This is a genomic window from Parafrigoribacterium humi (assembly GCF_040227205.1).
Classification (GTDB): Bacteria; Actinomycetota; Actinomycetes; order Actinomycetales; family Microbacteriaceae; genus Parafrigoribacterium_A; species Parafrigoribacterium_A humi.
Window position 1 is genome coordinate 18,461 of the sequence record NZ_JBELOA010000011.1, and the last position, 19,304, is coordinate 37,764.

Annotated in this window: 24 protein-coding genes; 8 read left to right on the top strand and 16 right to left on the bottom strand. The window is 67.2% G+C overall.

Annotated elements, in window-relative coordinates:
• Positions 1–361 precede the first annotated feature (361 nt).
• From ABUA28_RS13440 to ABUA28_RS13455, 4 genes are all read left to right on the top strand, one after another.
• Positions 362–904 carry a M23 family metallopeptidase gene (locus ABUA28_RS13440; RefSeq protein WP_349904762.1) on the top strand — a complete coding sequence of 181 codons (543 nt, stop codon included), beginning with the start codon at positions 362–364 and terminating at the stop codon, positions 902–904.
• A gap of 93 nt (positions 905–997) precedes the next feature.
• A complete protein-coding gene (locus tag ABUA28_RS13445; protein WP_349904763.1) occupies positions 998–2,215 on the top strand; it encodes a sensor histidine kinase in 1,218 nt (405 codons plus the stop codon).
• Positions 2,212–2,841 (top strand): response regulator transcription factor, encoded by a 630-nt coding sequence (locus tag ABUA28_RS13450; protein WP_349904764.1) that lies wholly within the window; start codon positions 2,212–2,214, stop codon positions 2,839–2,841. Before ABUA28_RS13445 ends, ABUA28_RS13450 begins: the two co-directional genes overlap by 4 nt.
• Positions 2,842–2,916: 75 nt before the next feature.
• The gene (locus ABUA28_RS13455) at positions 2,917–3,348 is read left to right on the top strand and encodes a DUF2871 domain-containing protein (protein ID WP_349904766.1); all 432 of its coding nucleotides are present in this window, start codon (positions 2,917–2,919) and stop codon (positions 3,346–3,348) included.
• Positions 3,349–3,395: 47 nt separating this feature from the next.
• Here ABUA28_RS13455 and ABUA28_RS13460 read toward each other — a convergent pair whose 3' ends face one another.
• The 4 genes from ABUA28_RS13460 to ABUA28_RS13475 all read right to left on the bottom strand — a co-directional run bounded on the left by ABUA28_RS13460 (position 3,396) and on the right by ABUA28_RS13475 (position 7,632).
• Positions 3,396–4,382 carry a tyrosine recombinase XerC gene (locus ABUA28_RS13460; RefSeq protein ID WP_349904768.1) on the bottom strand — a complete coding sequence of 329 codons (987 nt, stop codon included), beginning with the start codon at positions 4,380–4,382 and terminating at the stop codon, positions 3,396–3,398.
• A gap of 117 nt (positions 4,383–4,499) precedes the next feature.
• Positions 4,500–5,747 (bottom strand): DNA-processing protein DprA, encoded by a 1,248-nt coding sequence (dprA, locus tag ABUA28_RS13465; protein ID WP_349904770.1) that lies wholly within the window; start codon positions 5,745–5,747, stop codon positions 4,500–4,502.
• Entirely contained in the window at positions 5,744–7,276 is a 1,533-nt protein-coding gene (locus ABUA28_RS13470; protein WP_349904772.1) for a YifB family Mg chelatase-like AAA ATPase, read from the bottom strand. Before ABUA28_RS13470 ends, dprA begins: the two co-directional genes overlap by 4 nt.
• Positions 7,276–7,632 (bottom strand): YraN family protein, encoded by a 357-nt coding sequence (locus ABUA28_RS13475; RefSeq protein WP_349904773.1) that lies wholly within the window; start codon positions 7,630–7,632, stop codon positions 7,276–7,278. The genes ABUA28_RS13470 and ABUA28_RS13475 overlap by 1 nt, the downstream gene beginning before the upstream one ends.
• A gap of 148 nt (positions 7,633–7,780) precedes the next feature.
• Between ABUA28_RS13475 and ABUA28_RS13480 the strand changes: the two genes are divergently transcribed.
• The gene (locus ABUA28_RS13480) at positions 7,781–8,530 is read left to right on the top strand and encodes an SDR family oxidoreductase (protein WP_349904774.1); all 750 of its coding nucleotides are present in this window, start codon (positions 7,781–7,783) and stop codon (positions 8,528–8,530) included.
• Between the two features lie 101 nt (positions 8,531–8,631).
• Here the strand turns inward: ABUA28_RS13480 and ABUA28_RS13485 are convergent, their stop codons facing one another.
• From ABUA28_RS13485 to ABUA28_RS13505, 5 genes are all read right to left on the bottom strand, one after another.
• Entirely contained in the window at positions 8,632–8,955 is a 324-nt protein-coding gene (locus ABUA28_RS13485; RefSeq protein WP_349904775.1) for a DUF2469 family protein, read from the bottom strand.
• 55 nt (positions 8,956–9,010) lie between these two features.
• On the bottom strand, positions 9,011–9,652 hold the full coding sequence (locus ABUA28_RS13490; protein ID WP_349904776.1) for a ribonuclease HII: 642 nt from the start codon (positions 9,650–9,652) through the stop codon (positions 9,011–9,013).
• 18 nt (positions 9,653–9,670) lie between these two features.
• The gene (gene lepB / locus ABUA28_RS13495; protein ID WP_349904777.1) at positions 9,671–10,420 is read right to left on the bottom strand and encodes a signal peptidase I; all 750 of its coding nucleotides are present in this window, start codon (positions 10,418–10,420) and stop codon (positions 9,671–9,673) included.
• A gap of 75 nt (positions 10,421–10,495) precedes the next feature.
• The gene (rplS, locus tag ABUA28_RS13500) at positions 10,496–10,846 is read right to left on the bottom strand and encodes a 50S ribosomal protein L19 (protein WP_349904778.1); all 351 of its coding nucleotides are present in this window, start codon (positions 10,844–10,846) and stop codon (positions 10,496–10,498) included.
• A gap of 173 nt (positions 10,847–11,019) precedes the next feature.
• The gene (locus tag ABUA28_RS13505; RefSeq protein ID WP_349904780.1) at positions 11,020–11,520 is read right to left on the bottom strand and encodes a hypothetical protein; all 501 of its coding nucleotides are present in this window, start codon (positions 11,518–11,520) and stop codon (positions 11,020–11,022) included.
• A 53-nt stretch (positions 11,521–11,573) separates the two neighbouring features.
• On the opposite strand from ABUA28_RS13505, the gene map reads away from it, so the two are divergent.
• Entirely contained in the window at positions 11,574–12,341 is a 768-nt protein-coding gene (map, locus tag ABUA28_RS13510; RefSeq protein ID WP_349904781.1) for a type I methionyl aminopeptidase, read from the top strand.
• A 4-nt stretch (positions 12,342–12,345) separates the two neighbouring features.
• On the opposite strand, the gene trmD is transcribed toward map, so the two are convergent.
• From trmD to ABUA28_RS13545, 7 genes are all read right to left on the bottom strand, one after another.
• Positions 12,346–13,056 (bottom strand): tRNA (guanosine(37)-N1)-methyltransferase TrmD, encoded by a 711-nt coding sequence (gene trmD, locus ABUA28_RS13515; RefSeq protein WP_349904782.1) that lies wholly within the window; start codon positions 13,054–13,056, stop codon positions 12,346–12,348.
• A 127-nt stretch (positions 13,057–13,183) separates the two neighbouring features.
• Entirely contained in the window at positions 13,184–13,828 is a 645-nt protein-coding gene (rimM, locus tag ABUA28_RS13520; RefSeq protein ID WP_349904783.1) for a ribosome maturation factor RimM, read from the bottom strand.
• Complete coding sequence (locus ABUA28_RS13525; RefSeq protein ID WP_349904784.1) at positions 13,785–14,021, bottom strand: RNA-binding protein; 237 nt, start codon at positions 14,019–14,021, stop codon at positions 13,785–13,787. The genes rimM and ABUA28_RS13525 overlap by 44 nt, the downstream gene beginning before the upstream one ends.
• A gap of 3 nt (positions 14,022–14,024) precedes the next feature.
• A complete protein-coding gene (gene rpsP / locus ABUA28_RS13530; protein ID WP_349904785.1) occupies positions 14,025–14,552 on the bottom strand; it encodes a 30S ribosomal protein S16 in 528 nt (175 codons plus the stop codon).
• 144 nt (positions 14,553–14,696) lie between these two features.
• On the bottom strand, positions 14,697–15,605 hold the full coding sequence (locus tag ABUA28_RS13535; RefSeq protein WP_349904786.1) for a DMT family transporter: 909 nt from the start codon (positions 15,603–15,605) through the stop codon (positions 14,697–14,699).
• Positions 15,606–15,651: 46 nt separating this feature from the next.
• Positions 15,652–16,455, bottom strand: a complete 804-nt coding sequence (locus ABUA28_RS13540) for an LLM class F420-dependent oxidoreductase (protein WP_349904788.1) — start codon at positions 16,453–16,455, stop codon at positions 15,652–15,654.
• A 127-nt stretch (positions 16,456–16,582) separates the two neighbouring features.
• Positions 16,583–17,272 carry a hypothetical protein gene (locus ABUA28_RS13545; RefSeq protein WP_349904789.1) on the bottom strand — a complete coding sequence of 230 codons (690 nt, stop codon included), beginning with the start codon at positions 17,270–17,272 and terminating at the stop codon, positions 16,583–16,585.
• Positions 17,273–17,460: 188 nt separating this feature from the next.
• Here ABUA28_RS13545 and ABUA28_RS13550 point away from each other — a divergent pair, with 188 nt between their 5' ends.
• Positions 17,461–18,615 carry a sensor histidine kinase gene (locus tag ABUA28_RS13550; RefSeq protein WP_349904790.1) on the top strand — a complete coding sequence of 385 codons (1,155 nt, stop codon included), beginning with the start codon at positions 17,461–17,463 and terminating at the stop codon, positions 18,613–18,615.
• On the top strand, positions 18,612–19,277 hold the full coding sequence (locus ABUA28_RS13555) for a response regulator transcription factor (RefSeq protein ID WP_349904791.1): 666 nt from the start codon (positions 18,612–18,614) through the stop codon (positions 19,275–19,277). Before ABUA28_RS13550 ends, ABUA28_RS13555 begins: the two co-directional genes overlap by 4 nt.
• The last annotated feature ends 27 nt before the right edge of the window (positions 19,278–19,304 follow it).

The following is a 19,304-nucleotide window of genomic DNA, read 5'->3' on the forward strand; positions in this document are numbered from 1 at the left end:
CGCACAGCCTCGCGGGAGGCGGTTGCGGTGCACACTCAGTTGTTATCGCACCGGTCGGTGCGAATCCTGGTGCCCGGCCCGCATCCAACCCGGCAGAATGCTGCTTTCGCAGTTTCGACCGGGACTGAGTGGATGCGTGGCGTGCTGTGCCATTCACCATGGCTTCGCACGACGGACACGCGTAGTCACCCCGTGCAAACGGGATGCTTCCGAGAGTCTAGCATCCCCGGGCCGGGCGTTCTGCGCGTCCGCGCCGTGCACTGGCGCGCTCTTCTCCTCCACCGTGACGCGGCGGTGTCGCGGTTCCACAATTGCGCCAGATGCGCGTCGCGAGTGGTCGGAGCCAGGCATCCTGTATCGCGTGTTGCTCCCGTTGCTCCCCAGACCGGCTCGAATCATCGGCCTGGTATTGCTCGCGCTGACTGTGGTCGCGGTCTCCCCCGCGCAGGCGTCGGCGAGTGAGCAGTCTCGTGCGGGAGCAACACCCCACTGGGTATGGCCGATTGCGCCACCGAGGGTCGTACTGCGCGCGTTCACCGCACCGGAGACCGCCTACAGCGCGGGCCACCGCGGCATCGACCTGGCCGCGTCGACTGGCACGACCGTGTATTCGCCGGCCGATGGAGTCATCCACTTCTCCGGGGTTGTCGTCGACCGCCCCGTGCTCTCGATCGAGCACGCGGGCGCGCTGCTGTCGAGCTTCGAGCCCGTGACATCGACGCTGCCCGCCGGGACGGTGGTGCACCGGGGCGAGCCCGTCGGTGTCGTCGCCGCGGCGGGCGGCCACTGCGCGTCGTCCTGCCTGCACTTCGGTGTGAGACTGCACGGGCAGTATCTGTCCCCACTCAACTTTCTCGGTGGCATCCCCCCGCCCGTGCTACTGCCGACGCGCGCGTTCCGGTGAGTCCGGCGTCACGGCGTCGTGGCTGCGGCCCCGATAGCGCGCTCAGCCCTTCGATGGATGCCCGCCCGAGCGGTGCTGGTTAGGCTGATTCGCGTGACAGACTCCGCCGGGCCGGAGCTTGGGAGAGCTCGCGTCCACACTCCACTGACTCCGATCTTTCTCGGGCTGCAGATCGGGCTGCACGGCATTTTCGTCGCTCTCGCCGCGTTTGTGGTGGTTCGCGCGATCATCGCGCCAGGCCACGAAGCTCCCTGGACCATCGCGCTCGGCATCGTTCTGCTCGTCACCTACCTCGCCGGGGCATTCCTCGCGCGCTCCGCGAGCACGCCGTGGGTTCCACGGGTATGGCTCGCAGTGCTGACGGCGATCGTTCTCGCTCTCCTGGCGCTCACCCCGGACGCGACATTCCTGGTCTTCCCCCTGTTTTTCCTGCAGCTCCACGTGCTGCCGTTCCGCTGGGCGATTCCCGTCACCCTTGTGACGACGGCAGTCGCGATCGTTGCGTTCGGCAACCACAACGGATGGACGGTCGGCGGAGTGGTCGGACCGCTGATCGGCGTGACCGTTGCCATCGTGATCGGTCTCGGGTATCGCGCGTTGTATCGGGAGGCGCAGCAGCGACAGCTGCTCATCGACGAGCTCCTGTCCACGAGGGAGAAGCTCGCCGCGCGCGAACGCGAGGCCGGCATGCTTGAGGAGCGATCCCGACTCGCCCGGGAGATCCATGACACGGTCGCGCAGGGGTTGTCGAGCATCCAGATGCTGCTGCACGCGGTCGAACGCGAGGGTTCCAGCTCGGCGGCGATCGAGCACATCAGGCTCGCGAGGGAGACTGCAGCGGCCAATCTTGCGGAGGCGAGACGCTTCATCCGCGAACTCACGCCTCCCGCGCTGGAACAGCAGACCATCGCTGCGGCGCTGGCACGGCTCGCCGCCGCCGACGCCAGCGATTCACTCGCGGTGAGCTTCCATGTGAGCGGCGACCCCGTGGAACTGCCGATGAGAATCGAGACCGCGCTGCTGCGCATCGCGCAGGCGACGCTCGCGAACGTGCGGCAGCACGCGGACGCGGGGCGTGCGGAAATCACGCTGAGCTACCTCGACGACTGGGTGGGCCTGGACATCGTCGACGACGGCAAGGGCTTTTCGCCTCGTACGGTCGGCGGGGCAGCCTCCGACCGCACCTCGTTCGGCCTGATCGCGATGCGCCAGCGTGTCGAGCAACTCGGCGGAACGCTCGCGGTCGAATCGCGAGTGGGCGCGGGCACGGCGATCGCGGTGGGCTTCGACCTGGAAGGGGCCTCAAAATGATCCGCCTGCTGCTGGCCGACGACCATCCGGTGGTTCGCGCGGGGCTACGCGCCCTGTTCTCGGCCGAGTCGGACATGGAGGTCGTTGCCGAGGCGGCCACTGCGGATGATGCGGTGCGCGCCTGTGCCGGAATCGACGTCGACCTCGTGCTCATGGACCTGCAATTCGGATCGGGAGAGAGCGTTCAGGGAGTCGACGCCACCCGGATGTTGCGGGCCGCCGAGCGCCCACCGCACGTTCTGATCCTCACCAACTACGACACCGACGCCGACATTCTCGGCGCGGTCGAGGCCGGCGCGAGCGGATACCTGCTCAAGGACGCACCCCCGGAGGAACTGATCGCGGCGGTTCGGGCAGCTGCCGCGGGCGAAAGCGCGCTTGCCCCGGAGATCGCCGACCGTCTGAGCTCCCGGGCGCGCACGACCGAGCAGGGGCTCAGCCTGCGCGAGGCCGAGGTACTCGGTCTCGTCGCGCAGGGCAAGTCGAATCGGGACATCGGGCGGGAGCTGTTTCTCAGTGAGGCGACCGTGAAGTCCCACCTCGCGCACATCTTCACGAAACTCGAGGTGAGTTCTCGCACTGCGGCCGTCGCCAAGGCCCGCGCGACCGGAGCCATCCGCACCTGATCACTTCGCTACGAGCGGCACCGATACCAACTTTCGGACGATGCTTCCCTCACGAGACTCGGCGAGGCTGGAGGCATGAAAAAACTCTTTTATGCTGCCACCGTCTATCTGGTGCTCGGGCTGGCATCCGGTCTGTTCTACCGGGAATTCACCAAGGCGAACGGGTACACCGCAGCGGACGGTTTCACTCAGCTTTCAGTCGTGCACACTCACCTGCTGACGCTCGGCGTCATAGTGCTGCTCATCGTGCTCGGGTTGGAGAAAGTGTTCGGGCTCTCCCGCAGCCCCCTGTTCAGTTGGTTCTTTTGGTTGTACAACGTGGGCCTGATCATTTCGAGCGGCACCATGGTGGTGAACGGCATGCTCCGCGTGCGTGGCGAAACCAGCAGCGCGGCCCTCGCGGGTATCTCGGGTTCCGGCCACATCATCCTGACCGCGGGCCTGATCCTGCTCTTCGTTGCCCTCGGCAAGCGCGTCCTGGAGAAGCCCGCCGCCGAGCTGAGCTGAGCGCCCCTCTGCGCGGCCTCGGCCCACCCTCGTGGCTTGGCGTGCAGCTACGCTCGCGGGTGGGCAGAGGCATAACTGGCCTTGAGCCGTTCCGCCGAGACGTGGGTGTAGATCTGGGTGGTTCCGAGGCTCGCGTGCCCGAGCATCTCCTGCACCGCGCGCAGATCGGCGCCACCGTCGAGAAGGTGAGTCGCGGCCGTGTGCCGCAGGGCGTGGGGCCCGGAGGGGCCGCCGCCGGGCAACCGCGCGAGCAGCGATGACACGAGCGTGTAGACGGCGCGCGTGCCGAGGCGTTTGCCCGTGTGGCCCAGGAACAGCGCACTGCCTGCTCCCATGGCCCTGTTGGTCGCAGCGCCGATCGCCGCGTCGAGAAGGATCGGCCGTGCGCGCTCGAGATACTCCGTGATCGCGTGCTGCGCGGGAACACCGAACGGTACGACTCGTTCCTTGGACCCCTTGCCGAGCACTCGCACGGTGAGCCTGCCGAGATCCACGCTGTTCACGTCGAGGCCGGTGAGTTCGCTCACGCGCAGCGCTGAAGCGTAGAGCAGTTCGATGATCGCGAGATCGCGGATCGCTTCTGCGCGGGCAGTCGCGAGGTGCGGGTGGGCTGTGTCGCCAGCGTTGTTGGTTTCGGCAGCGTCGTGCGCCCGGTGCGCGAGGTCGTCGAGGATGCGCTCGATCTGTCCGCGGGTGAGAACGCGCGGCAGGTGCTGGTCGACTTTCGGTGCCCGCAGGCGCGAGGCGACATCCGTCTGGATGGCGCCCTCGCGCAACAGCCAACCCGTGAGGCCGCGGGCAGCGGCGGAGCGCCTGGCCAGGGTCGACTTGGCGAGGCCGTTCTGGGATCCGGCCCAGACCCAGTCGCGCAGGAGTTCCAGGGTGATGCCCTCGACCTCGATCGCCCCGTTATCCTGCGCGAAGTGGAGAAGACTTTCGAGGTCTGACCGGTAGGAGCGGATGGTGTTGCCGCTGAATCCGCGCTCGGCGGAGAGATAGACGGTGAAGTCCTCTATCGCTCGTCGCAACTGCACCCCTCTATCGTCGGGCTCCGCGGGCGGATACGGTGCATTCTGCCTCGCGAGTCTGCTTCACGCCGCGACTCGGCGGCGCCTTCCGCGCGCTGCGGTGTGGCTACCCACGCCCGGCCCTCATCGCTTCGACACCCAACCTCCCCCGAGCTCGACCGCGATGCCGTCGAGTTCCAGACCACCGAGTACGCCCTGCACCTCGGTCACGGAGAGGCCGGAACGTCGCGCCACCTCCTCCGCCGATCGCGCGGCCCTCGGCGCGAGGGCGTCGAGCACCCGTGTCTGCCGCCGGTCCCCACCGTCCGCGCTCCGCTGTGCGCCCTCCGTGCCCGATTGCTCGTCCCGACTGGCGAGGGTCTCGTCATCCAGCGGTGCGAGCTCGGCCATCTCGTCGGGGTTCGTCACGCAGCGGGCATCGAAGTCGCGGATCAGCCGGTGGCATCCGGCCGATGCCGCGGAGGTGACGGGCCCCGGCACCGCACCGAGCGGCCTGCCGAGGGCGGCGGCATGGCCCGCGGTGTTGAGCGAACCCGACCGCCACCCTGCCTCGAGCACGACAGTCGCTCGGCTCGCCGCCGCAATGAGCCTGTTTCGTTGGAGAAATCTCCATTTGGTGGGCGGCTGGCCGCAGGGCAACTCGGAGACGACCGCGCCCTCCTCCACGATTCGTGTGAGCAGCGCCTCGTGCCCGCTCGGATAGAAACGATCGACGCCGCCCGCCAGGAAGGCGATGGTCTGGCCGGAACTGGCCAGCGCGGCCCGATGGGCCATTCCGTCGATTCCGTAGGCGGCCCCCGAGACGATCGTGTAGCCGCGGTCGACGAGGCCGGCCGAGGCCTCCATCGCGACGTGCTCCCCGTAGCCGGTGGCCGCCCTCGCCCCGACCAGGGCGATCGAGCGGTGTACGGTGGCGAGGGTGGACCCGTTACCACGCAACCACAGGGCGACCGGCGCATGGTCACCGAGATCGGCAAGCCCTGCGGGCCACACAGGATCGCCAGGGACGATGAGTCGCACGGAGTAGCGCGCGGCCTGCTTGAGTGCGACGACCGCCGCACTGGACGTGAGCCTGGGCATCCAGCGCTCCAACGCCTTCGCCAGTTCCTCCCCGTCCGGGGCTTCCGCGCCAGCGGCAGCGAGCGCGGCTGACACGCGGTCGATCGGCCAGCGCTCGACGACCGTGGTCAGCGCATCCGCCGCACCGAGGGCGGCGACGATGATGCCCGCGATCCGATCGCCCGGCTCCGCTATGCCTGTCCAGCTCGCTCGCGCAAAGCGATCCGGAAGTTCGGCGGTGGGAAGCTCCTCGTCGACGATCGCTCGCAGGAGTGGCGCGACCACCGCCTCTTTCAGTCCGAAGATTGTCATGACATTGCCCTTCTCAGATACAGCGCGCGACCGACATGGTCGGCATTCGGGGAGGGTGCGCCCTCCAAATCGGCGATGGTCCAGCTCAACCGCAACACTCGGTCGTAGCCACGCATGGTGAGGCCGCCGCGTTCGAGCGCGCGGTCGATGGATGCGGAGCTTGCGGGGGCGAGCCGCCTCGCCGCGCCACGCAACCACGGCCCGGGAACCTGCGAGTTGAGTCGCCACGGGGTTCCCTCCAGTCGTTCTGCCGCCGCTCCTCTCGCCTCGATCACCCTGCTGCGCGCCTGTGCCGTGCTCTGCCGCGCAGAATCGTCGGAGACTCGAAGCTGCGCTGCGGTGATCCGTGTGACGCGCAACTGGATGTCGATGCGATCCAGCAAGGGCCCTGAGATGCGGCCGAGATAGCGCCGCCTCGCGTTCGGCGGGCAGACACATTCCGAATCGCGGGCGCCGTACTGCCCGCAGGGGCACGGATTGGCAGCCATGACGAGCTGGAACCGCCCGGGAAAGTGCGCAACCGCCTTCGCGCGGTGAATGCTGATGACTCCGGATTCGAGCGGTTGGCGCAGCGCGTCGAGCACCGCGGAGGAGAATTCGGGCGCCTCGTCGAGGAAGAGCACGCCGTGCGATGCCCGCGCGGCGGCGCCCGGCCGGATGACACCGCTGCCGCCACCGACGAGAGCGGCGGCGGTCGCGGTGTGGTGTGGTGCCTCGAGCGGCGGGCGGGTGGACAGGCTGGCGCCGACGGGGAGCCCGGCCAAAGACCTGATGGAGCTGACCTCGAGGGCCGCTTCGGCATCCAGCTCGGGGAGCAGGCCGGGCAGGCGCGCGGCGAGCATGGTCTTGCCCGCGCCGGGAGGACCGAGCAGGAAGACATGGTGGCCGCCGGCGGCCGCGACGAGCATGGCCTGGACGGCATCCTCGTTGCCGACGACGTCTGCAAGGTCTGGTTCGTCGTCGTGCTGTTCGACGAGCGCCGGGCCGGGAATGGGGTCCACGGGGTGCAGCTCGAACTCTCCACCGTGCCAGATGGCCGCGTCACGAAGCGACGGCATGCCGACGATGCGAATGCCGGGAACGAGACTCGCTTCATCCGCGTTGCCGCTCGGCACCATGACGGTGTGCGCGCCGGCACGAGATGCCGCGAGGACGGCGGGAAGGATGCCGTTGATCGGGCGCAGGCGACCGTCCAGTCCGAGCTCGCCGAGGTGCACGACACGCTCCACGGACTCCGCCCCGACCATGTCCGCAGCCGCGAGCGCGGCCATCGCAATGGCCAGGTCGAAACCGGAGCCGTGCTTGGGCAGGGCCGCGGGCGACAGATTCACGGTGAGCTTGCGGCTCGGCAGCGCGCATCCGGAATTCGTCGCCGCGGACCGCACCCGATCCCGCGCTTCACCGAGCGCGGTGTCGGGCAGACCGATGATGACGAAGGCAGGCAGGTTGGCGGAGAGATCCGCCTCCACCTCGACGAGTGCGCCGTCGAGTCCGAGCAGGGCGACGGCTCTTGTGCGGCCAACCGGCATCAGAACACCCGCTTCAGGTGTTCGAGCTGCGGCGCCGCTCCGCGGGAGATGATCACGGCGAGCGCGTCGATGCGGATGCGATCGTGGTTGCCCGGATGCTCCTCACACCAGGCCGCGGCGAGCCTGCGCAGCCGCGCGAGCTTCTGCACGGTGATCGCCTCGAGCGGATGCCCGAACGCGAGCCCGGAGCGCGTCTTGACCTCGACGAAGGCCGTCTCGACCCCGTCGAAGGCGACGATGTCGATCTCCCCCTGCGCACACCGCCAATTGCGGTCGAGGATCGTGTAACCCTCGTTCTGCAGGTACGCGGCGGCGAGATCCTCGCCCCGCCTGCCCAGCTCATCCTTCGCGGCCATGGCCACCTCCGGCTACGAGAATGGCGAAGCGGGCAGGCCGCCGGGGCGGTGAGCGAAAATCTCTGGAGAACGGCCGATCACCCGGCGCTGTGCAGGAGGAGTCGTGCAGAAACAGTGCCCTATCCTCAGACTGTCGAGAGGGGCATCCATGTCACAGAAGACCGCGCTCATCACCGGTGTCGGGCGCAGGCGGGGGATCGGTGCGACGATCGCGCTCGAACTCGCAGGCGCGGGCTGGGATGTCGCGTTCACCTACTGGACGCCGTACGACCAGCGGATGCCGTGGGGCGAGCAGCCCGACGACCCCCGATCGCTGGTCGACGACCTGACTGCCATCGGCATCCGAGCGCTCGCGATCCCGGCCGACCTCTCGGAGCCGGCGACCGCGGCCCGACTGGTCAAAGACGTCGCGGACGAGCTCGGCCCCGTCTCCGCGCTCGCGCTGTCCCACGCCGAGAGCGTCGACTCCGGCATACTGAACACCACGCTCGAGAGCTTCGACCGCCACTTCGCCGTGAACGTGCGGGCGAGCTGGCAGCTGATCGCGGAGTTCGCGCGCCAGGTGCCTGCCTCGGGTGGGCGCATCGTCGCGCTCACGAGCGATCACGTCGTGGACAACCTGCCCTACGGCGCGAGCAAGGGCGCGCTCGACCGGATCGTCATCGCCGCGGCGCGCGAGCTCGCCCACCTCGGCATCACCTCGAACCTCATCAACCCCGGCCCGGTCGACACCGGGTGGATGACGGATGAGGTGCGCGAGAGGCTCACGGCATTGCAGCCCACCGGGGCGCTCGGCACGCCGCAGGACACGGCCAACCTCGTCGCATTCCTGCTGTCGGACAAGGGCGGCTGGATCAGCGGCCAGCTCCTGAAGAGCGACGGCGGCTTCTCCGTCTGACAGCATGTCTGCAGACGATGATGCTAGAGCTTGTCATCGATGCAACCGCTATGACTGCCGCATCGACAACGACACGGCGCACCGTACGGCCGCGGGCGGCGCTACTCGTCGAGCGCGAGTTCCTTGGGCAGTTCGAGTTCCTTCGAGGAGAGCTCCTCGACGTTGACGTCTTTGAAGGTGAGCACGCGCACCGACTTCACGAAGCGATCGGAGCGGTAGACGTCCCACACCCAGACATCGTTCATGGTGAGTTCGAAGTAGAAGTCGTGCTCCGTGTCCTGCCGCACGAGCTCGACCTCGTTGGCCAGGTAGAAGCGGCGTTCGGTCTCGACCACGTAGCGAAACTGGGACACGACATCCCGGTACTCGCGGTACAGCGCAAGCTCGACCTCGCGGTCGTAGTCTTCGAACTCGTCTTCGTCCATTGCCGTTCAATCCTAGCGCGAGCGCGCTGCGCGAGACGCGGCCGGGCGCACAGGCTCAGGGCGACTTGAGCCAGCTGCGACGGTGGAAGTCGGTCGCGCCGAGTGCGGCGATGGCCGCGAAATGACCGGCGCTGCCATAGCCCTTGTTGCCCGCCCAGCCGTAGCCCGGCGTCACCGCATCCGCCTCGATCATGAGGTGATCGCGATGCACCTTGGCGACAACGGATGCCGCAGCAACCGACGCGCAGTCGCGATCGGCCTTGATGCGGGTCGACACCCTCACGGGCGAGGCAAGCGCGGGATTCAGCCAGTCGAAGTGGCCGTCGAGCAGTACGACACTGTCGAGGATGCTCGCGCCCGCCTCGTGCAGGATGCCGAGCGCCCGCTTGCCCGCAAGCCCGAGCGCCGCCGAGATGCCCAGCTCGTCGACCTCGGCCGGGGACGCCAGCCCAACCGCGGAGAACACGGCCCAGTCCCGACTAAGCGGTGCGAGTGCCTCGCGGCGCTTCTCGCTCAGCATCTTCGAGTCGCGCAGGCCCACGGGGAACGCCCCGACCGCGGTGTCGACCACGCACATTCCCACTGCAACGGGCCCGGCGATCGCGCCACGACCCACCTCGTCGCAGCCGATGACGAAGCGCGATCCCGCAGCGTGCAGCGACGCCTCGACCTCGAAGGTTGGGTCTGCTACCGACACCCGATCGCGCCCATCACGCTACTTGCCACCGTGTTCCACGCCGTCGAACACATCGGGGTAGTCGTCGAGCCAGGCCCAGTGATTCGACGGCCAGCTGATGACGAACGCACGGCCGACCACATCGTCCATCGGCACGAAACCCTTGCTGGGGGTAGAGGTGTTGTAGCGCGAGTCCTTGGAGTCGTACCGGTTGTCCCCCATGACCCAGAGTGAGTTCTTGGGGACGACGACCTTGAAGTCGATGCCCGAGGCCCGTTTGACCCCGTTGTCGAGCTTGAGATAGGGCTCGTCGAGCGGAACGCCGTTGACAGTCATCTGGCCGAGACTGTTGCAGCACGCGACCGTGTCGCCCGGCAGGCCGATCACGCGCTTGACGAGGTGGTCATTGCTGTCCGGGGCGCTCAGGCCCACGACGGAGAGCATCCAGTCGATCGCAGCAGCGAAACCGTTCTGCTTGGGGGCCAGCGGCTGCGGGTCGAGCCATCCGCCCGGATCCTTGAACACGACCACATCACCGTGCTGCACGGGCACCAGGTTCGGCACGAGCTCGTTGACGATGATTCGGTCGTTGACCTGCAGTGTGTCCTTCATCGAACCGGAGGGAATGTAGAAGGAGCGGATCAGGAAGGCCTTGATGCCCACCGAGATGACGATTGCCGCCACCAGAACCAGCACGATGTCGCGAATGAACAATTTGACGCCACGCGATCGTCGACGCCGCTCTTTTTCTACGGCAGCAGCGTGTGCGGATGGTTCTGTTTCTGTCATTAAACCCCTGAGCTCCCCATCATTTTAGGTGGTGGGGAGCTCAGGAAAAGTCAGACTCGCGTGGAAAGCCGAGGGTCAGTTCGTTTCGCGCTTTTCCTTGATCTTGGCCTTCTTGCCACGCAGGTCGCGCAGGTAATAGAGCTTGGCGCGGCGCACGTCACCGCGGGTGACGACCTCGATGTGGTCGATGACGGGAGAGTGCACAGGGAAGGTACGCTCGACGCCCACCTGGAAGCTCACCTTGCGAACGGTGAACGTCTCGCGCACGCCCTCGCCGGAGCGGCCGATGACGACACCCTGGAAGACCTGGATGCGCGAGCGCGTGCCTTCGATGATGTTCACGTGAACCTTGACATTGTCGCCGGCACGGAAGTCCGGGATGTCGGAGCGGAGTGAAGCCGCGTCCACGGCGTCGAGAATGTGCATGATGGTTCGCTCTCTGCAACCGCCACAGGTCGATCGCGATCTAAACTTTTAGAAGGGGGAAGAGACGCCTACCTGAGTGACGACTCCCCTGTGGCAGAGTCGTGCGGTGGCACAAGGGCTAATTCTGTCATACTCCGACGGGCTGCCGCCACTCGAGCCCGGTCAGGACACGCTCAGCGCTGGTGCAGCGGGCGCACAAGCCCCGAGATGCGCTCGCGGATGCGCTCCCTCGTCTCCTGGGGCAGCTGCCGCAGTGCGCTCCACAGCGCGGTCAGCGCAAGCACGGCCGCGATCGGGCCGACGGTATTCGAGATCGTGTACGACACGACGTTCAAGTCGAGCCCGAACAGCACGGTGAACACGGAAGAGCCGCGATCTCCGGCGATCGGGGCGTCGATCATGAAGAAACCGTAGGCGATACCGAACGCGTATGCGCTCGTCAGGATCACGGCATCCCGAGTCGACACCGCCCTGCTCTCCCGAACCTCATTGCGGGCCAGGGTCAGCAACAGCGTGGCGAGCAGCACGAGGAAAGCGGTGGGGCAGAAGATGCACTGGAACTTGAAATGCCAGCCGAGATACACACCGAAGAGTCCCCGCCCGGCGAAGACCCACGCCGGAGCGAGCACCAGACCCGCAAATTGGATGTAGTACACGACACGACGAAAAGACATTGCCTCATTCTAAACTCTTGTCTGGAACCACCCCGAATCGCGTCAGGAGACACATGATCGAGCTCAGAACGCCAGCCGAAATCGAACAGATGAAGGTTGCAGGACTGTTTGTCGCCGGTGTTCTCAAGGAACTGCGCGCGTTCTCCCGGGTGGGGGTCAATCTGCTCAAGCTCGACTCCGTCGCCCACGACCTCATCCGCGAGTACGGCGCAGAGAGCTGCTACATCGACTATCACCCGTCGTTTGGAGCGATGCCGTTCGGCAAGGTGCTGTGCACCTCGGTCAACGACGCCGCCCTGCACGGGCTGCCGCACGACTATCCGCTGCAGGATGGCGACCTGGTGAGCCTGGACTTCGCCGCCTCCGTGGGCGGATGGGTCGCCGACTCCGCGATCAGCTTCATCGTCGGTTCCCCGCGCGACGAAGACCTGCGCCTCATCGAGACCACGGAGCGAGCTCTCGCGGCCGGGATCGCCGCAGCGACCGTCGGCAACCGCATCGGCGACATCTCGGCCGTGATCGGCACCGTTGCCCACGACGCCGGCTACTCGGTGAACACCGACTTCGGCGGTCACGGGGTGGGGCGACAGATGCACGGTGATCCGCACATCGCCAACGACGGGCGGGGCGGGCGAGGACTCCCCCTGCGCGAGGGCCTCGTGTTCGCGATCGAGCCCTGGTTCATGCAGGGAACCGACCGCATCTTCACCGACCCGGATGGCTGGACCCTGCGCAGTCTCGACGGCTCACGGGCCGCACACGCCGAGCACACCATCGCGGTGACGGACGAGGGCCCGATCGTGCTCACGGCGCGGGTGTAGCGCCCTATTCCACCGGGCCCTGGTCCAGCAGATCGGGACGGACGCGCCTCGTCCGATCGAGCTGTTGCTCGTGACGCCAGGCCGCGATCGCGCCATGGTTACCGCCTAACAGGATCGGCGGAACCTCGAAGCCACGCCAGGCCGGCGGCTTCGTGTAGCTCGGGTACTCGAGCAGGCCATCCGAGTGGGACTCCTCGACGAGGCTCTCCGGATTGCCGACAACACCGGGGATGAGCCTGCCGATGGCTTCGATCATCACCATGGAGGCGACCTCGCCACCGTTCAGCACGTAGTCGCCGAGGCTCAGCAGGCGCACCCGGCCTCGCGTGGCCGCATAGTCGATCACGCGCTGGTCGATGCCCTCGTAGCGGCCGCAGCCGAACACGAGGTGTTGCTCGGTCGCGAGCTCCTGCGCGATCGCCTGGGTGAAGACCTCACCGGCGGGCGACGGAAAGATGATCACCGGCTCCGTCTTGCGCAGTTCCGAGGCGTACAGGATGCTGTCGAGGGCCTCGCCCCACGGTTCGGGCTTCATGACCATGCCCGCTCCCCCGCCGTACGGGGTGTCGTCGACGGTGCGGTGGCGGTCGTAGGTGAAGTCGCGAAGGTCGTGCAGGCCGAGATCGATCACCCCGGCCTTGCGGGCCTTGCCGAGCAGCGAGACATCGAGCACGGAGAAGAACTCCGGAAAGATCGTCACGATGTCGATGCGCACCCTATGACACTAGCTGTCGCGGCGGGAATGCTCGCCTGGCGGAGGGAGAACGGTTCGATATGGTGGGAGAAGGATGCTCGCGGCGGGATTCATTTCTCCCTCCGTGAGCGGGTGTCTCCCGCCACCACTAGGTGTCGGCGGCGGATGACTCGGTGACGGCGCCCCGAGCATCGTCATCGTCATCGTCCGGCAGTTCCTCGAAGAGACCGGCGGGCGGGGTGACCGTGAGCGTGCCCGCCTCGACGTCGACCGTTGGAACGATCGCCTTGACGAACGGCACCAGCACGTCGCCGGCATCCGTCGTCACGTGCAGGAGGTCCTGCGCAGGCAGGTGGTCGACGAGGCTGACCACGCCGACCTTGACACCATCCCGCATCACCGCGAGGCCGACGAGCTGGTGGTCGAACCAGGCGTCTTCTTCCTCCGGTGACTCCGCGAGGTCCTGGTCCACCCACAGGATCGCCTTGATCAGCGTCTCCGCCGTCGTGCGGTCGGGCACATCCTTGAAGAACGCGACGGCGTGGGAGTTGAACCACTTGAGCTCGGCAAGCTCAAGCGTCTTGCCGTGCCAGGGCGAACTGGTGGGCACCTGAAGCGTGAACACGGCGCCCGGCACGAAACGTCGTGCCGGGTCATCCGTGTATAACTCGATCTTGATCGCTCCCTTGAGGCCATGGGCCTTGGTGAGACGACCGACCCTCAACTGGGTCTTGTTCGGAACAGCTTCTCTAGAAATCGGTGTCCACCACGTCGACACGTACCTTGTGGCCATCAGCCAGGGCAGACACGAGCGTACGAAGCGCCTTCGCGGTGCGCCCGGCGCGACCGATCACGCGGCCAAGGTCCTCGGGGTGCACGCGCACCTCAAGAACCTCACCACGCGGGGAATTCTTTGACACGACCTCCACCTCGTCGGGGTGATCGACGATCCCCTTGACGAGGTGCTCAAGAGCGGCTGCGAGCACGGATTACGCCTTGTCGGCGTCGGCGTCGGCCGGCGCCTCTTCGGTTGCGGCGGCTTCTGTACCGGGTGCTTCTTCGGCGGCGGGTGCCTCGACCACGGCATCGGCGGCCTGGTCGTCACCGGTGGCTGCCGCAGCATCCTCGTCAGCCGCCGGCTTCTCCTCGGCCTTGGGCGCTGGCGCCTCGGCCTTCGGCTTCAGCACGGCCTTCTTCTTCTCGTCCGCGACGAACTCGACCTTGGCTTCCTTGACCTTCACGGTGTTCTTCGGGTTCTTCTCACCCTTGAACGTGCCCCAGTCACCGGTCAGCTTGAGGATCGCCTCGACCTGCGGGCTGGGCTGGGCGCCGACGCCGAGCCAGTACAGTGCGCGGTCGGACTTGACCTCGATGAACGAGGGCTCCTCGGTGGGGTGGTACTTGCCGATCTCCTCGATGACGCGACCATCGCGCTTGGTGCGCGAGTCAGCAACGACGATGCGGTAGTACGGTGCACGGATCTTGCCCATGCGCTTCAAACGGATTTTTACAGCCACAATTCTCCTGCGATTTCTGAATATGAGAGCGAACTGACAGCCGTGAGCGTGGGGGCACACTCGGCAGAAAGGTCTAAAGGGAGACCGGCGTCGTCTGATTAGAGGGTCGGATAACGCGGACTCGACTGCCTATTCTGCCAGAGATCAGCGGGGAGTGCGTACCTCAGGGCGGTGGCGGCTCAGTGCGACCCCGATCAGCGCGAGCACACCGCCCACGATAGCGAGCACGCCAGGGGCCTCACCGAAGAACACGAAGCCGAAGACGATGACGATCGCGGGCACGACGTAGGTGGTGACGCCGAGCTGGCCCGCGGGCATCCTCGAGAGTGCGTAGGCCCAGGTGCTGAAGGCGAGAGCGGTCGGCACCGCGCCGAGATAGACCATGCCGAGGATCGAGGTGGCCGGGGCCTCCGCGAGTTCTGGAACGAGCTGCCAGGCGAACGGGACACAGGCGATCACGCCGATGACGCAGCCCATCCAGGTGACCTGGGCGGCGGGAACCCGGCGCAGTGTCTGTTTCTGGCAGAGCACTCCGATCGCGTACGTGACGGCGGCGAGCAGTGCCCACAGCATCCCCGCGATATCCGAGAAGCCGGATGCGCCCATGCCGAAGCCGATCAGCACGACCCCGGCGAAGGCGACACTCGCACCGATGACAAGCCAACGCGGAATGCCCTCGCCCAGGAAGATGCCCGCACCGAGCGCGATGAGGATCGGGCCGATGTTGACGATCATGGCCGAGGTTCCCGCGTCCAGGGTCTGCTCCGCCGTATTGAGTGCCACGTTGTACGCGCCGAACCACGCGATGCCGAAGACAAGGAGGAGCGCCCATTCGCCGCGGGTGGGTCGCACCCAGCGGCGCCCGATCACGAGAACCGACAGCAGAACGGCACCGACCAGGAGCCTGCCGAGCGCGAGCGCACCACCGGAGAAGTGTGGCGCAACACCGCGAATGACAAGGAAGGCGCTGGCCCAGGCCAGAACCGTGACGACGATGGCGACGAGAACGCCGGTGGACAGGCGCGCGGCGGGGCGCGCGGGAGCGGTGGTCATCGGCTCAGGCTAGTCGGAGCCACCGACGCAGCCTCGATCCGCAGAGTCAACCTCGCGCCGCGTTCTTCTCGTCGCGCCAGGCGAGCCAGTCCTTGAGGCCGCTCAGGCTGTAGCTCGGCCCGCTGATTCCGACGGTGAAGAGGGTCGCGCCGAGAGCCACCATCTCGTTCACCTGCTCGGGGGTGCGGTTGCGGATCTCGGTGGAGATCTCGATTTCGCTCGTGTCGCGGCCGACATCCGCCCCGTGTGCCGCGAGGATGCCGAGCTTGCGCTCGAGCACCTCCGGGTCGCTGAAACTGTGCCAGATGTCGGCGTGCTTCGCCACGATGCGCAGCGTCTTCTTCTCTCCGCCTCCACCGATCAGTACCGGAATCTTGCGGGTGGGAGGCGGGTTGAGCCTGCCCCAGCGCGCCTCGATGACGGGGAGGTTCTCCGCGAGCGCGTCGAGGCGCTTGCCCGCTGTGCCGAACTCGTAGCCGTATTCGTCGTAGTCGTGCTCGAACCAGCCGGAGCCTGTGCCGAAGATGAAGCGCCCGACCCCCGTGCCCTTTGCGCTGATGTGGTCGACCGTGCGGGCCATGTCGGCCTGCAGGTTCGCGTTGCGATAGCTGTTGCAGTTGACGAGGGCCCCGAGCTCGACCCTGCTGGTCTGCTCGGCGAGGGCCGCGAGCATCGTCCACGACTCGAAGTGCAGGCCATCCGGGTCACCGGAGAGCGGGAAGAAGTGGTCCCAATTGAAGATGATGTCGACGCCGAGCTCTTCCGCCTCCGCGGCGGTGTCTCGGATCTTCTCGTAACTGGCGTGCTGCGGCGCGATCTGCACGCCGATGCGGATGGGGCGTTGGGTCATCTGTCAAGCCTAAGCCGCTACAGGTCGCGCCCACCTTCGTCTCACGCGGCGAGATGCCAGTTGTGGGGGTCATTCGGTGCCGTAGACCCCCACAACTGGCATCTCGCGGGTGGATCGCGAGGGCTGCTCAGCGACGACGCAACAGCAGGATCGTGAGCGGCACGAAGGCGAGCAGCATCGCGACGAGCTGCACTGCGCCGGCCGGGATGCCCCCGACGAAGTTCGCGACGACCATCACGATTGCCGCGACCGGCACCCACACCGCCACGAGCCGCGCACGACGCAGCCCGATAGTGAGCAGGATCGGTCCGAGGGAGAATCCGGCCAGGAACAGGATCAGCAGCAGGGTGCCGAGCAGCCCGCCGTCGTCCGCGCCCTGGACGGCCTGGACCGCCTTCGTCGAGATGCCGCTCGCGGCGAGGTCGCTCGAGACACCGAAGAACAGCGCGAGGTGTCCGACGCCGGTGATGAGTCCGAGGGCCGTGATCGAGCCACCCACGGTCGCGAGCACCCAGCCGCGATCGCGCACGAGGCTCGTGACCGCACCGATGCCCGCGACCCAGAGCAGGGGGCCGAGCACCGAGAGCACGCTCGTGACCATCCACATCCCCTGGTGCGCGTTCACCATGTCGACGATGGTGTCCGAGGGGCTCGTGGGCTGCAGCGTCCACTGCACGATCGTCGTGACGACGAGGCTGAGCATGCCGACGATCATGCCGACCGCGCCGATGAGTCGCCAGCTTCGCTCGGCGGGAGACAGGTCGCCCTGTGCTGCCACAGGCTCTGCCCGACGTTCCGTTTTCTGTTCCGTGTTCATGGGTTGGTCCCTTCTCGAGGAATGTTTGTACGAGCCTGCGGCCTGGCGCCTCGACCGCGCCTCCCTCCCGAGGACGAAAAACCGTGGCACGCGAGCGAAACTGGCGGATGCCGCATCCGCCGTGGTGCGGAGCGCTCTCCCCCGAATTGCCGATTCCACCGTGCCGCAGCGAGCAATAGAGTGGGCGAATGTTCGGTCGCCTGGCCCCCTGGCTGCGTCGCCCGGTCGGCGGATTCGCCACCGGAGACCTGCTGCTCGCCGGGGTGCTGTGCGCGATCGCGGTGGCGAGTGTGCTCACGGGAAACCCGTACGAGGGCCCGGTTTACATCACCCTGCCTGTGGCGATCGTCTCGACCTGTGCCCTCGTCTGGCGCGTGCGATGGCCCGCGCTGAGTGTGATCCTGCTCGTTGCCGCTGAGCTCGTGCAGTCCTTCACCTCGCAGGTGCCGGGCTCGCTGTGGGCGCTCGTCGTCTCGATCATTGTCGTGTACTCGGTCGCCGCGCACTACCCCGAGGGCCGGGCCGCGATCTACGGACTCGTCATGGTGGGTACCTCGATGCTCGAGGAGAGGGTCGACAATGGCGTCGATTACCTGTTCATCGTCGTGCTGTTCGGTGGAACCTGGTTGCTCGGTCGGGCTAGTCGGCTGTGGCGGGGGCGCGTGAACCACGCAGAGCAGCGTCAACACGACCTCGCCAGGATCGCGGTGGCGGAGGAGCGACTGCGCATCGCGAGGGAACTGCACGACGTGGTGGCGCACAGCCTGAGCGTCATCTCGGTGCAGGCCGATGCCGCAGATGCCGCGCTGGCCCGCGACCCGGCGCTCGCGCACGAGCCGCTGCGCGCAATCCACGCGAGTGCGCGAGGCTCACTGCACGAGATCCGAGACATGCTGCAGCTGCTGCGCAGCGAAGACGACGATACGGATGCCGACAGCACGCTGCGACCGACGCCCGGCCTCGCCGCTATCGACGAGCTTCTCGCGAGCGCGGAGCGCGCGGGGCTCACGGTGGACGCGACCATCGAACCGGGAGCGGAGAACATTCCGCCGGTCATCGATCTCGCGAGCTATCGCATCGTGCAGGAGGCGCTCACGAACGTGGCGAAGCACGCGGGAGCCGTGGCCGCGCGCGTGATCGTGCGCCGCGCATCCGACCGGCTGGAGCTCGAGGTGACGAACGCACCGGGCACCTCACGACCGAAGATCGCGAGCGCGGGCGTCGGGCTGCTCGGCATCCGCGAGCGGGTCGAGCTGGTCGGAGGCACGCTGCGGTCCGGACCGACGCCGGAGGGCGGCTGGCAGGTCCGCGCCGAACTCCCGCTCAATGGCGGTGCGCGATGACCACGGTTCTCCTCGTCGACGACCAGCAACTCGTTCGCACGGGCTTCAAACTCATCCTCGACCTCGAAGACGACATGACCGTGGTGGGCGAGGCCTCGGACGGCCAGGAGTGCCTGCGGCTCGTCGCCGAGACCCAGCCGAACGTCGTGCTCATGGACGTGCGGATGCCCGTGCTCGACGGCATCGAGGCCACCAGGCGTCTGAACGAGGCCGGCTCCGCGAGCCGCGTGCTCATGCTCACGACCTTCGATCTCGACGAGTACGTCTACGACGCGATGCGCGCCGGGGCCAGTGGATTCCTGCTGAAGGACGCGCCTCGCGAGCAACTGGTCTCCGCCGTACGCGTGGTCGCGCGCGGCGAGGCCCTGCTCGCGCCCTCTGTCACGAAGCGGCTGATCGAGCAGTTCGTTCGCATGCCCTCGCCCTCCGATGGCGTGCCGGAGGTGATGCGCGAGCTCAGTTCTCGCGAGCGCGAGGTGCTGGCCCTGCTCGTGCGGGGCCTGTCGAACGCGGAGATCGCGAGCCGCATGATCCTGGGCGAGGCGACGGTGAAGACCCACGTCGCCAGGCTGCTCGCGAAACTGGGCGTGCGCGACCGCATGCAGGCGGTCATCCTCGCCTACGAGAGCGGTTTCATCCGCCCTGGCGAACCGAGCGCCTAACGCCCCGCCCCGGCAGCGACCTGATGA